Raw genomic sequence first — 12,890 nt, forward strand, 5'->3', positions numbered from 1 at the left:
TCTTGCCTGGCATCTGTGCGTATCTTGACTGCGCTTTCGCCCGGTTGCCTGGCAAGTCGAGTGATCAAGGTCAGGTCAGGGCGGTGGAGGGCCGGGCGGGGTGTCGGTCGCGCGGGTGGCGGCGGCTTCCACGACGGCGAGGTCGGCGGGCAGCATGTCGGTGGCGCGAGCGCCCTGCAGGGTCAGCTCGACCTGGCGGTCCAGCGCGGCGATGGTGCGTACCCGATCGGGGGTCATCTCGCCGCGGTAGCCGGACAGGCAGCAGTCGCGCAGCATGCCCATGGTCCGCAGCAGCGGCACGACGACGCTGGGATGGGGCGCGGCGTAGCGCCGCAGCTGGTTGAACGCGTGCTCGACGAACTCGGTGTGGTCCAGGTCGCACGGGGTGAGCAGGATGCGGCCCTCGGCGTCGCGTACCGCCTGGGTCGGGCAGTCGGCGAGCAGCAGCGGCCGCATGACCGAGCCGACGCGCAGGACGACCTCGACCGCGGTGGTCGGATCGTTGACCGCTGGGGACAGGGCGCGCAGGGCCACGTCGGACAACTGGCGCAGGCCGAAGTCGATGTCCTGCTGCATGGTGCGGGCGGGGCCGACGATGACGGCCTCGGCGATGAGGCGCGCCGCGGTGGCGGTGTCGGCCGGCGGCGGCCATACGGTGGCGAGCGGGGTGCCCGCGGTGAGGAACGCGCCGACCCTGGTCTCCAGGCGCAGTACCGTGCCGGCCGGTACGGCGGCGACGACGGCGCGTCGGCTGAGCTGCTGCACCCAGCCGTCGGCGGCCGCGGTGACGACCATCGGTCGGCCGAGCGTGCCCACGTCGGGCGGGTCGACGGGCTCGCCGACCTTGGCCCCGATGTGGGCCCCGTACGGCAGCTCGCTGATCAGGCCCTGGGTCTCCCGGGCGACGCGCTGCACGATCCGGCCGACGTACTGGTTTCGGCTGATCCGGTCCAGGTAGACGACGATCGCGATGACCGAGAGCAGGGTGAGCAGCAGGGCGAAGCCCACGGTGAGCGGGGGAGCGTGCACGGCGGCGGTGTCGATGCGCGCGAGTGCCAGCACGCAGAACGCGAACGTGCTGAGCAGCAGGCCGACGAGTACCTGGCCGTGGCGGTCGCGCCAGAAGCCGCGCAGCACCCGCGGCGAGAACTGCCCGCTGGCCAACTGCAACGAGACCACCAGCAGCGAGAAGACGACACCGGCGGTGGTGATCGTGGCGCCGGCGATGATGCCGAGCAGGGTGACGGCGACGTCCGGGGTGAACGTGATCACCTCGTTGGGGTTGATCATGTAGCGCTCGTCGATCTCGGCGAGGATCCCGCCGAGGAGGACGGCCCCGGCCAGCATCATGATCGGCAGGAACAGCAGGCTTTCCGCCAGGCGGTCCCGCAGCGCCCGGGAGCGCAGCCGGCGTACGTGCGGGGCCACCTCGTGCTCGTAGTATGCGGCCGTCCCGCTGTCACCATGTCGGACAAAATCGGCCATTAGCCACCATTTTCTCGAATGTGGGCGACTTTCGTGTAATGCGCTAGCCTTGCCGGTCAACGTCTCCCACCAATGATGATGAGGTGCCGTCTTGTCCGTCGCCCCCGTTCCTCACCGACGCTGGCTGATCGCAGGGCTGGCCTCCGTGCTCGCGCTCACCGTGTCCGGCGCGTTCGCCGGCCACGCCTTCAGCGCCGACGTGCCCCGCGGCGCGAAGGTGCTCGGCATCGACATCGGCGGGACCACGGCCGAGGCGGCCGACGCGCTGCGCACCGGGCTCGCGGGCAAGGCCGACCGGCTCGCCGCGCCGCTGACCGTACGCGTCGGGGAGCAGACCGCGACCGTGCAGCCGCAGGACGTCGGCCTCGCGGTCGACGTGGACGCGACCGTCGCGGCGGCCGTGAAGCGGGGGCACAACCCGTTCGCCACGTTGTTCGGCGGCGACGAGGTGGCCCCCGTGGTCACCGTCGACGAGGCGCGGCTGGCGACGGCGCTGGCCCCTGCGGCGCAGAAGTCCGGCACCGCGATGACCCTGCCGGGGGTGAGCTTCGACGGCACCACGCCGAAACCGGTGTACCCGAAGGCGGGTCGCGGCCTCGACTCCGCCGACGCGGCGGACGCGGTCCGCGACGGCTGGCTGCGGCACGCCGAGGTCGAGGTGCCCCTGGGCGACCGGGACCCGGCCAGCTCGAACGCCGACGTCGACAAGATGATCGCCGAGGTGGCCCAGCCGGCGGTGTCCGCGCCGGTCGCGGTCACCACGAGCAAAGGCACGGTCACCATGTCGCCGAAGGCGATCGCGGCGAGCCTCGTGATCGGCGCGGACGCCGACGGCAAGCTCTACAGCCGGGTCGACGAGAAGCGGCTGCGCAAGGCGCTGGGCAAGGACCTGGCCAAGGTCGAAGTGCAGCCCAAGAACGCGACCATCGACGGTTCCGGCGGCGTGCCGCAGGTCGTGGCGGCCAGCGGCGGCACGCTGGTCGACACCGCGAAGCTCGCCACCGACCTGATGCCCGTGCTGAAGCGCACCACGGACCGCACCGTGCCGGCGGGTTTCAAGGAGGTCAAGCCCGCCACGACCACCGGCGACCTCGCCCAGCTGGGCATCAAGGAGCAGGTCTCCAGCTTCACGACGTACTTCACCGGCGGCCTGTCCAGCCCGCGCAGCAAGAACATCGTGCAGATCGCGAAGGAGGTCGACGGCGCGATCGTGCGGCCGGGCGAGACCTTCTCGCTGAACGGGCACACCGGTCCGCGCGGCTACGCCGAGGGCTACCACGACGCGCCCGTGATCATGGACGGCAAGCTGGTCCCCGGCGTCGGCGGCGGCGCGTCGCAGTTCACCACGACGATCTTCAACGCCTCCTACTACGCGGGCATGAAGGACGTCGAGCACAAGCCGCACTCGTACTACTTCACCCGGTACCCGGCGGTCATCGAGTCGACCATCATGTACCCGACGCTGGACCTCAGGTTCACCAACACCACGCCGTACGGCGTGCTGATCGACACCTCGCACACCGAGGACTCGGTGACGGTCAGCATGTGGTCCACCAAGGTCTACGACAGCATCACCACGCAGTACGACCCGAAGCGCGACATCGCGCAGCCGGAAAAGGTGGTGCTGGAGGACGGCCCGACCTGCATCGCTACAGCGGGTAGCGAAGGTTTTACTCAGGATGCCTGGCGTATCTTCCGCAAGGACGGTAAAGAGATCAAGCGGGAGAAGTTCACCTGGCGGTATGACGCTGAGCCACAGTTCGTGTGCGAGGCGAAGAAGCCGCCACTGACTGCCAAGCCCTGAGGAGGCTTCGATGAAGGAGCGGTGGCTGCCGGTAGGCGTGATCGCCGGCGTGCTGTTCGTGATCAATGTGATCGCCCGCTGGGTGGCCAAGGGCATCGATGATCCGGACACCGAGGCCACGGCGGGGTTCATCGCACTGGGTGTGGTCGGGCTCGTGTTCTTCGCGATGGCGCTGTACTGGGGCCGCACCCGGCCGTGGTCGCGGGTGGCCGCCGACCTCGGCTTCGCGGCCCTGGCCGGCTGCCTGCTGAGCATCTTCCTCGGCCCCCTGGCCGCCGGTGAGAACCCCTTCGTGCACGGCGCGGGCGCGTTCTTCCAGCAGGTCTGGTTCTACGGCGCGGTCTTCGCCGTCGGCACCGGCCTGGGCATGGCGGCCCTGATGGCGTTCGCCGCCGACTACCGGGCCAAGCAGCTCAAGGCCTACTCCGACCGCGCCAAGGCCCACCCCCGCCGCGTCTAGCCCAAAGGAAGGGCACCTTCTTAACGCTCCGCGTTATAGAAGGTGCCCTTCTTAACGTCTCAGTGCGGTTGAGCTGCGGGTTCAGGGGGCCGCAGGCTCAGGAACCCAAACCCCCAGGTCGCGCCGGGGTCGCGTTAACAAGGGCACCTTCCTCTACGCATGGCGATGGGAAGGTGCCCTTCCTTTCAGCGGAGTTGGTAGCGGGTGTAGTGGTGGTGGCGGGTGAAGCCGAGCTTGGCGTACACGGCCAGGGCGGGGGTGTTGCGGGATTCGACCTGGAGGAAGGCGTCGGTGGCCCCACGCTGGGCGGCCCAGCGGGCCAGTGCGCCCATGGACTGCCGTGCCAGGCCGCGGCGGCGGGCGGCGGGGGCCGTTTCGACGCCGAAGACGCCCAGCCAGCGGCCCTCGCCGGTGATGGTGCCGCGGGCGCGGGCCAGCAGGGTGCCGTCGTCGTCGTACCGCTGGGCGAACACCAGCTCGGGCACCGCGGTCAGCACGTGCAGCGCGGCGTCGGGCAGCGGACCCCGGTCGTCGGTCACCATCGCCAGGTAGCCGGGCGACATGGTCCGGGTCAGCTCGAACCCGTCGCCGGGCGGGGTCACCGCGATCAGCTCGTCGATCGGGCAGACCTGCACCTCGACCGTGCACTCGGGGTGCCAGCCGGCCTTGAGCAGTTCCCGCTCGACGCTCGCGGCCAGCGGGAGCGGCACGTCGACCTGCGGGGGAAGGCCCTGGCGGCGGTAGAAGGCGACGACGGCGTCCAGCGCCTCGGGCAGCGGCAGGCCGGGGTCGCCGACGGGCAGCGCGGAGTTGGCCCGGCCGGTGTAGCCGCCGGCCGCCCGCAGCCGCCAGGCGCCCAGCTCCTCGACCACCGGCGGCGGCCAGGCCTCGGTGGCGGCCAGTTCCAGGGCCGCGATCTCGCGGGCGGTCGGGCCGCGCCGGGCCGGCACGACCTTCGCCCGGTGCACCTCGGCCAGTGGTACGACGACCACTCCGTGGGACGTCGCGACGGTCAGGGACGCGTCGCCGATCTCGGTGAGATCGCCCAGCACATCGGTGAACTGCGGGCGATCCTCCCGGATTCCGACGAATCTGCGTACCACCACGCGGGACCCGAGATCATGCTTAGCCAACACTGACTACCTACCTCCCTCACCCGGATACTAGGCTTTGACTTGGCCGCGTGGAGCGGCGGAACGTGCACTGTCATGTTCCGTATGAGAGTGCGTGGAGGGACGACCCGTGACCTACATCATCGCCGAGCCGTGCGTCGATGTGCTCGACAAGGCCTGCATCGAGGAGTGCCCTGTCGACTGCATCTACGAGGGCAACCGCATGCTCTACATCCACCCGGACGAGTGCGTCGACTGCGGTGCGTGTGAGCCGGTCTGCCCGGTGGAGGCGATCTTCTACGAGGACGACGTGCCGGAGCAGTGGCGCGACTACACCACCGCGAACTACGAGTTCTTCAACGAGCTCGGCTCGCCCGGCGGCGCCTCGAAGATCGGAAAGATCAGCGCGGACGCGCCGTTCGTCGCGGCCCAGCCCGCCAAGGAAGGCGACCACTGAGCACGCCGGTTTCCGGTCCAGGCCGGCGGAGAGTCTCCGCCGGCCTGCCGGACTTTCCCTGGGACCTGCTGGAGCCGTCGAAGCGCCGCGCCGCGGCGCACCCTGACGGCATCGTGGACCTGTCCATCGGCACGCCGGTCGACCCGGTGCCCGCGGTCGTGCGCAAGGCGCTGGCCGAGGCGTCGGACGCGCCCGGCTACCCGCTGACCGCCGGGACCGTCGAGCTCCGGCAGGAGATCACCGCCTGGACCGCCCGGTCCTGCCGGGCCGCTCCCGGGTTCGGCGTGCTGCCCACCATCGGCTCCAAGGAGCTGGTGGCCTGGCTGCCCACGCTGCTGGGCGTCGGCGCCGGTGACACCGTCGTCATCCCCGAGGTGTGCTACCCGACGTACGAGGTCGGCGTGCAGCTGGCCGGGGCGCGGGTGCTGCGGGCCGATGTGCCGCCCGAGGGCGAGCGGCCCGCCCTGATCTGGATCAACTCGCCCGGCAACCCGCACGGACGGGTGGCGTCCGAGGCGGAGCTGCGCGCCTGGATCGCGTACGCCCGCTCGACCGGTGCGGTGCTGGTGAGCGATGAGTGCTATCTCACTCTGCCGTGGACGGCGCAGCCGGTCTCGGTGCTGTCGCTGTGCGACGGGGACTACACCGGCGTGCTGGCGGTGCACTCGCTGTCCAAGCGGTCCAACCTGGCCGGATACCGTGCCGGGTTCGTCGCCGGGGACGCGGAGCTGGTGGGGGAGCTGCTGGCGGTGCGCAAGCACGCGGGCATGATCATGCCCGCGCCGGTGCAGGCCGCGATGATCGCGGCGCTGGCCGACGAGTCCCACGTGGACGAGCAGCGGGCCCGCTATGCCGCCCGCCGCGAGCTGCTTCGGGACGCCCTGCTCGGCGCGGGGTTCGCCATCGAGCACTCCGAGGCCGGGCTATACCTGTGGGCGACCCGCGGCGAGGACTGCTGGACGACGGTGGACGCGCTGGCCGAGCTGGGTGTGCTGGTCGCTCCCGGGGCGATCTACGGACCCGGCGGCGCGAAGCACGTCCGGGTGGCGCTGACCGCCACCGACGAGCGCGTCCGGGCCGCGGTCCAGCGGCTGTCCTGAGCGGTCAGACCACCGTCACCGGCACCTGCACCGCCCAGTAGATCTGCTCCTGGGGGCCGTGGAAGATCAGCGCGACCAGCAGATCGTCCGGTGTCATGGCGGCCGCGTCGGGGAAGTAGCCGAAGAAGCTCGTGGACCGATCTGCCGGGTCGGGGTAGACCGTCACCGCGTCCGGATCAAGCATCTTGTCGCCCTGCTGGATCGGGGTCAGCGCGGACAGCCACGGATAGCGCAGCCAGGCGTCGGGGAGGTTGACCGCTTCGCTGCCCCACGCGGCGCCCGGGTGCCGGGTGCTGATCACCGGCGCGATGCGGTTGGTCCGTCTGTCGATCACGATCAGGGCGTATCGGCCGGTGGTCGTTCCGTCGGCGGGCACGGACACGTCCAGCCGGCCGAGGAAGATCCGGGAGTCCTTGCCGCCGAACACGCCGTCGGGAACGTACAACCCGACGATCCCCGCGTCGGCTTCGAGGTGCTCCGGGTCGCTCAGCCGGAGCCTGACGACGGGACGAACCTGCTCCGGACCGTACGGCGGCCGGTCACACCACACGCCGACGCCGATCGCCGACACGGTGGCCACGACCAGGACGACGGCGATGGCGGGCGTCCACCGCGGCCGCCCTGCGGGCTCCGACTCCCGCCACAGGGCGACCGCCAGGAACAGCACACCGAGGGTGCAGGCGGTGCCGACGTGGCTCACCCACACCAGGGTCTGCCCGGCCAGGCCCTCGGCGACAACGCCGAGCTGCTTGAGCAGGCAGAGCCCGCCGAGCAGTACGCCGATCGAGCTCAGCGCGGCGATCGAGTGGACGCGTACCGCCCGGTCGATGCTCGTCGCGTCGCCCGCCCGCGCCCGGCGGCGGGCGATCTGCCGGTTGGCCAGCGCGACCACCAGCCCGACCGCGACCGCGGCGACACCCCACCAGACGGCCCGACCGAGGCCCTCGCCGAAGCGGGTCGTGATGCCCGCATGCGGCACGGCGTCACCGTCGGCCGCCAGGACATTCGACAGCGTGACCGCCGTGGCCGTGGTCAGCACGGCGAGCCCGGCCAGGACGAGCGGCACTCGCGCGAACCAGCGTGGGACGAGCTCGGCCACGGCGTGCTGATCGAACACGGTGAACGGGATTCGCCGGGTGGTCACATCCAGGTCGAGCTCGGGCCCCGCGGCCGGGACCTTCGCCGCCGTGGCGGGCTGGGCGTGCGCCGGGTCGTCAGCGGGCAGCGGGCCCGCCGAGCGGTGGATTCGCAGCTCGGCCAGCAGCGCTCCGGCCAGCCAGCCGGCCAGCAGCGGTAGGGCTTCCAACGACGCCCGCTGCTCGGGCAGGCCCGCCAGCAGCACGACCACGGCGGCGACGAGTGTGCCGAGGGTGCACCAGTGCCGGGTGTGGGTGAGGTAGGCGACGGCAGAGGCGGCGCGGTGCGGCGTCAGGTCGAGGCCGTGCCGCAGGGCGAACCGCGTGATGCGGGTCGGGGTGACGGGCCGGAACGCGGCCAGCATGCACACCAGGCACACGCCCATGATCACGAATACCGAGATGACCGGCAACGACACCGTTCCACCTTCCGTCTCCCCGAGGGCCGCAATGTAGCGGCCCGCCGCCAGCGCCGCCGCCCGCCGGTCGGTTGCGGCGTGGGTTCTGTTCCCCCACCCCGTCAGGTACGCAGGACTCCAGCGGTCGGCAGCCACCAGGGCGGCCCGGTCAGTGGGCGGTGATGCGGTGCGGGTTCAGCCGTTCCAGGAAAGCCCGGTTGGCCTCCCACCCGTCGACCTGCGGCGGGTCCGTGCCGAGCCAGACCGGCTCCGCTGCCGGGTACGCGTGCAGCTGCTCCTCGACGCCCGCCCGGCTGACCACGACACACGCCTGCCGGTGCCGGGACGCGAGCACGCACAGCCGTCCCGCCTCCAGGTGGAACGCGCTGGCGTCGCGCCGCCCGCTGAGCGGGTGCCAGGCCAGCACCACCTCGTACTGCCTGCCCTGCAGCCGGTTGGCGGTGTCGACGGTGACCCCGGTGACGCCCCGGCGCTGCAGCGCGGCTTCGACATGCGCCTTCTGGTCCCGGTGCACCACGCCGACGGCGACGTCGGCCCGGCTCAACGGACGGGGCCCCGACGGGTCCACGGTGGACACCTCGGCGGTGACGAGCTGGTGCACCAGGTCGGCCAGCGTCGCGACCAGGGCCGGGTCGGTCCGCGGCACGTGCGCGGCGGGCAGTTCCAGCAGCGCCCAGCCGTGCTCGGCGGCGTGCGCCAGTGCCGGGTGGGCCAGGCTGGCCAGTTCCAGCCGCCGGTCGGTCGGCGCGGCTCCGGCGGTGAACGCGCGGGTGTAGAACGCGTCGGAGATGACCGGTGCGGTGTGCGGGGCGAGCCGCCAGCTCACCGGCAGTGGGATGACGGGCGTGTCCGGGTGGTGGCGCAGCAGCGTGCCGGCCGCGGTGTCCAGCGGCCAGGTCGCCAGGGAGCGCACCGAGTGCTCGTCGGCGACCGTGAACGGGGCGAGCTGTCCCGGGTCGCCGACCAGCAGCAGCCGGTCGAACAGGTGCCCGACCCGGACCAGCGCCGCCGCCGACATCTGGTACGCCTCGTCGATGACGCCCAGCGGCCAGGTGCGCTCGTCGGCCTTGACGAACGCCCACTTCGCGGCCGTGCCGACGATGACGTCGCAGCCGCCGAGTTCGCCGAGCTTGGTGCCGGTGCGCACCCGCTGCCGGGGCCAGCCCGCGGGCGGCGTCCAGTCCTGGCCGTGCAGGCGGCCGGTGGACAGCCCGGCCCCGGCCAGCGCGATCACCAGGTCGTCGGCCTGGTCGTTGGTCTGCACCACGATGGGCACGTGCTCGCCCACCGCCACCAGGCGTTTCGCCAGCTCCCGGACCAGCGTGGACTTGCCCGCGCCGGGCGGGGAGTCGACGACGACGGCCCGGTCGGTGCCGCGTACCCGATCCCAGACCTCCTCGATCGCGGCCTCGTGCCGCGCTCCGGCGCTGCTCACCGGGCACCTCGCGGCTCGGTGGGGGCGACCGCGCCGTCCGGCGCGGCGCGGTGCCCCGGGACACGACCGGCTCCCGCGGTGTCGCCGGGGTCGGGCGACGACGCCACGGTCTGCGGGGCGAGGGCGGCCAGGTCGGTATCCAGGTCGTCGTCCTGCTCCGGCTCGGGCGCGGCCTGCGGGCGCGACGACCGGGTCGGCCAGGGCAGTTCGTCGGGCAGGTTGTCGGGGAAGTACTGCAACGGCCCGAACGGGGCGAGCACCACCTCGGCATCGGCGTCGGGCAGCAGGCCCAGCTTGGGCCGGGTCACCGCGCCGCTGGTCACCATCAGTTCGACGGTGTCGTCGGTGGAACCGCGCACCACCATGCCGACCTTGCCCCACCACAGCTCGGTGCCCGCGGGCCGGTCGAACGCGGCCGGGGTGCGCACCCACAGCAGCGGCCGCAGCACCGACCGGCCGCCGGAGTTGACGACCGTGTGCTCGGGGTCGCGTTTGATGACGACCCCGGCGACGGCCTCGCCGGTGGCCAGGTAACGGGCCATCACCAGCGGATCGTCCAGCGCCATCTGCCGTTCCAGGGCCGCCGTGCGGGTCTCCAGCTCGTGCAGGAAGCGGTACGCCGGCACGTCGGACAGCCGCGCGCTGAACGACACCGTGCCCGCGAGCACCCGCTCCCGGTGCCGGGTCCACGACCAGCGGTCCGACTCCCAGCGCTTGGCGACGTGCTCGCCCGGCGGCAGCATCCGCACCAGGTCGATCGCCGCCCAGGTGTCCCGCCATGCCCCGTCGAGCACCTCGGCGGCGGCGAGCTTGAGCCGGCGCACGTCGCCCTGCTCCTTGGCCCGCTCCAGGGCGGGGCGCAGCACGACCTGGTCCCAGGACGGGTCGCTGGCGGGCCCGGCCGGCGGCATCGCCTCGGCGTCGCGGGCGGCCTGCCAGGCGTCGGACCCGGCGGGTGGCTCGATCCAGGCCAGCAGGCGGCCCAGGTGGCCGTCCTCGGTGGGCAGCTGGCCGGTGCGCCAGTGCGTGGTGAGCAGGTCGGTCGCGGTCAGCAGCACGCTCGACCCGGGCAGGTGGCGGCGCGAGGCGATCCAGCCCAGGTGCGCCCCGGCCGCGGCGAGCACCGGGTCGTCGAGGGTGCGCAGGTACTGCCCGAGCAGGCCGACCCAGTGGGCGGTGGCCTCGTTGGGCACCACCAGCTGCGGGGCGTCCACGCAGCACTGGTCCACGTCCAGCTCGCGGCCGTTGCCGGTGGCCCGCACGACGGGTTCGGTGACGGTGTAGCGGCTCAGGTAGGTGGCCAGGTCGCGGGCGAGCCCGCCGAGCGCGGCGAAGCGCAGCGCGCGGTCGCGGGGCTCGGCGACGGTGAGCAGTTTGGGGGAGTCGCGGAAGGAGCCGTAGCGGATGGCGACCGGGGCGGACGGCTCACCGGCCAGGTGGTATCCGGTCAGCAGCCAGGGCCGCGGCGACAGGTGCCGGTGCGCGCGGGACGCCGCGGGCACCGCACGGCCCTGCGACAGCGCCAGCAGCCGCTGGTACACGTCGAGGCTCACCGAGCACCCCGCTTCCCGTCCACGGCGAAGCCGGATCCGCCGACCGCCCAGCCGTACGCGGCGGCGGCGCGGGCCAGCTCGTCCGAGATCGCCTGCTCCGCCTCGCCGGAGGGGGTCCGCTCGCCGTGGGCCAGGGCCAGCGCGTGCACGGCCGTTCCGACGGGCCCGCACAGGTTCGCCGCCGCACCGCCCGCACGGGCCACCGTGCCGGAGCGTTCCGCGTCCTGGCGGCAGTGGGTGTACATCGGACAGCTCGGGCAGCCGTCGCCGAACCGTGCCTCGACCTCGGTCAGCGCGCTGACCAGGGTGTCTCCGGCGAGCTGGGGCAGCCGCAGGGCGGACGGCAGGTCGACGGCGTCGAGCTGGGCCAGCGACCAGCTCAGCCGCCGCACCTGCGGGGCGACGTCGAGCAGGGTGCCGACCGGGGCGAGGCCGAAGTTGCGCGGCAGGACCAGCAGGCAGCGGCCGCTGACGCGCTCCGGCACGGGCGCGGCCTGCCGGAGCGCCGCCACGACGACAGCCAGCTCACGGGCAGTGCCGGCGACCTTGGTCGGGTCGGCGTGACCGTCCAGGCAGGCGTACGACCTGATCTCCACGGGGTGCAGCAGCTTGCCGTCACCGGCCAGCACGATCTGCTCCGGGGTGACCGGCAGCCCGCCGAGCCGCAGCTTCGGCGAGCGCCACACCCACAGGCCCGCACCGACCGGCAGCTCCGACGTCTCGACGGCACCGTCGCAGTCGATGCCGAGGTGCCGTCCGACCAGCTCCGGCAGCCGGGCCGTGGCCAGGTGCGTGAACGTCCCGTCCCGCTCCCGGGCGTACGGGCTCTGCCCGCCCGGGGGCGCGCCGATGGCCTCGGCCAGCAGCCCGAGGTCCACCTGCGCGGCGTCCAGCACCTGCCGGCGACGGCAGCCGGGCGCGTCGAGCAGCCCGGCTATCCGTCGCGGGTCCAAGAGGCGCCTCCGTGGTGAGGTCAGTCGTTGGCGTGCAGTGCGGCGTTGAGCACGATGCCGGTGCCGGTGCGCGGCCGGGCCTCGACCGCGCCGGTCACCGAGTTGCGCAGGAACAGCACGTTGGACGCGCCGGACAGGGTAGCCGCCTTGACGACCTCGCCGGTGGCGGTCAGCGTGACCTTGGTGCCCGCGGTGACGTAGCAGCCGGCCTCGACCACGCAGTCGTCGCCGAGCGAGATGCCGATGCCGGCGTTCGCGCCGACGAGGCTGCGCTGCCCGACGCTGATGGTCTCCTTGCCGCCGCCGGACAGGGTGCCCATGATGGACGCGCCCGCGCCGATGTCGGAGCCCTCGCCGACGACGACACCGGCGGAGATGCTGCCCTCGACCATGGAGGTGCCCAGCGTGCCGGCGTTGAAGTTGACGAAGCCCTTCTGCATGACCGTGGTGCCGGAGGCCAGGTGCGCGCCCAGCCGCACCCGGTCGGCGTCGGCGATGCGCACACCCGCCGGCACGACGTAGTCGGTCATCCGCGGGAACTTGTCCACGCCGTACACGGCGAGGTGGCGGCCGGCGGCGCGCTCGATCAGGCGCAGCTCGTCGACCCGGTCCGGCGGGCACACGCCGGCCGAGGTCCAGGCGTTGTTCGGCAGCAGCCCGAAGATGCCGTCGAGGTTGGCCTGGTGCGGCTGGATGAGCCGGTTGGAGAGCAGGTGCAGCCGCAGGTACGCGTCGGCGGTGTCGCGCGGCGGCTCGGCCAGCGTGGGGATGACCGTGTGCACCCGGGCGATCCGCAGGCCGGGCAGGACGGGCTCGGCGCCCTTGAGGTCGAGCGCGGAGACACCGCAGATGTCGAGGCCGAGCTGGCCGACGGGGTACCACACTTCGAGGGTCTGGTCGCCGCTGACGGTGGCGAGACCGAAGCCCCAGGCGGGCCGGTCGGAACGTGTGCTGCTCACGGTGTCTACGCTACCGG

11 protein-coding genes are annotated in these 12,890 nt (G+C 72.8%); 4 read left to right on the forward strand and 7 right to left on the reverse strand.

Translation table 11 applies throughout. The features are described from left to right. Positions 1 to 75: 75 nt before the first annotated feature. A complete protein-coding gene (locus AB0B35_RS04135; protein WP_361040443.1) occupies positions 76 to 1,428 on the reverse strand; it encodes a DUF2254 domain-containing protein in 1,353 nt (450 codons plus the stop codon). A 148-nt stretch (positions 1,429 to 1,576) separates the two neighbouring features. Here AB0B35_RS04135 and AB0B35_RS04140 point away from each other — a divergent pair, with 148 nt between their 5' ends. Together AB0B35_RS04140 and AB0B35_RS04145 are read left to right on the forward strand one after the other, a co-directional pair. Next, positions 1,577 to 3,289, forward strand: a complete 1,713-nt coding sequence (locus tag AB0B35_RS04140) for a VanW family protein (RefSeq protein ID WP_361040446.1) — start codon at positions 1,577 to 1,579, stop codon at positions 3,287 to 3,289. Between the two features lie 10 nt (positions 3,290 to 3,299). Then, positions 3,300 to 3,749, forward strand: a complete 450-nt coding sequence (locus tag AB0B35_RS04145) for a hypothetical protein (RefSeq protein ID WP_360521477.1) — start codon at positions 3,300 to 3,302, stop codon at positions 3,747 to 3,749. 185 nt (positions 3,750 to 3,934) lie between these two features. On the opposite strand, the gene AB0B35_RS04150 is transcribed toward AB0B35_RS04145, so the two are convergent. Beyond that, on the reverse strand, positions 3,935 to 4,885 hold the full coding sequence (locus tag AB0B35_RS04150; RefSeq protein ID WP_361040448.1) for a GNAT family N-acetyltransferase: 951 nt from the start codon (positions 4,883 to 4,885) through the stop codon (positions 3,935 to 3,937). A 106-nt stretch (positions 4,886 to 4,991) separates the two neighbouring features. On the opposite strand from AB0B35_RS04150, the gene fdxA reads away from it, so the two are divergent. After that, complete coding sequence (gene fdxA, locus AB0B35_RS04155; RefSeq protein WP_120318129.1) at positions 4,992 to 5,318, forward strand: ferredoxin; 327 nt, start codon at positions 4,992 to 4,994, stop codon at positions 5,316 to 5,318. Next, on the forward strand, positions 5,315 to 6,418 hold the full coding sequence (gene dapC, locus AB0B35_RS04160; RefSeq protein ID WP_361040839.1) for a succinyldiaminopimelate transaminase: 1,104 nt from the start codon (positions 5,315 to 5,317) through the stop codon (positions 6,416 to 6,418). Before fdxA ends, dapC begins: the two co-directional genes overlap by 4 nt. Positions 6,419 to 6,422: 4 nt before the next feature. Here the strand turns inward: dapC and AB0B35_RS04165 are convergent, their stop codons facing one another. The 5 genes from AB0B35_RS04165 to AB0B35_RS04185 all read right to left on the reverse strand — a co-directional run bounded on the left by AB0B35_RS04165 (position 6,423) and on the right by AB0B35_RS04185 (position 12,873). After that, the gene (locus AB0B35_RS04165) at positions 6,423 to 7,973 is read right to left on the reverse strand and encodes a hypothetical protein (protein WP_361040451.1); all 1,551 of its coding nucleotides are present in this window, start codon (positions 7,971 to 7,973) and stop codon (positions 6,423 to 6,425) included. A gap of 148 nt (positions 7,974 to 8,121) precedes the next feature. Next, positions 8,122 to 9,408 (reverse strand): AAA family ATPase, encoded by a 1,287-nt coding sequence (locus tag AB0B35_RS04170; protein WP_360521466.1) that lies wholly within the window; start codon positions 9,406 to 9,408, stop codon positions 8,122 to 8,124. Then, positions 9,405 to 10,961: a hypothetical protein gene (locus tag AB0B35_RS04175; protein WP_361040454.1), complete on the reverse strand. Its 1,557-nt coding sequence runs from the start codon at positions 10,959 to 10,961 to the stop codon at positions 9,405 to 9,407. Before AB0B35_RS04175 ends, AB0B35_RS04170 begins: the two co-directional genes overlap by 4 nt. Further along, entirely contained in the window at positions 10,958 to 11,914 is a 957-nt protein-coding gene (locus AB0B35_RS04180; protein ID WP_361040456.1) for a hypothetical protein, read from the reverse strand. The genes AB0B35_RS04175 and AB0B35_RS04180 overlap by 4 nt, the downstream gene beginning before the upstream one ends. 20 nt (positions 11,915 to 11,934) lie before the next feature. Continuing rightward, the gene (locus AB0B35_RS04185) at positions 11,935 to 12,873 is read right to left on the reverse strand and encodes a DapH/DapD/GlmU-related protein (protein WP_361040458.1); all 939 of its coding nucleotides are present in this window, start codon (positions 12,871 to 12,873) and stop codon (positions 11,935 to 11,937) included. Between the last annotated feature and the right edge of the window lie 17 nt (positions 12,874 to 12,890).

The sequence above is a fragment of the Catellatospora sp. NPDC049133 genome (genome assembly GCF_040648455.1).
Taxonomy (GTDB): Bacteria; Actinomycetota; Actinomycetes; order Mycobacteriales; family Micromonosporaceae; genus Catellatospora; species Catellatospora aurea.

Excerpts from the sequence above, each read along its gene's own strand:
- AB0B35_RS04145 (WP_360521477.1), top strand. The coding sequence starts at position 3,300 with ATGAAGGAGCGGTGGCTGCCGGTAGGCGTGATCGCCGGCGTGCTGTTC.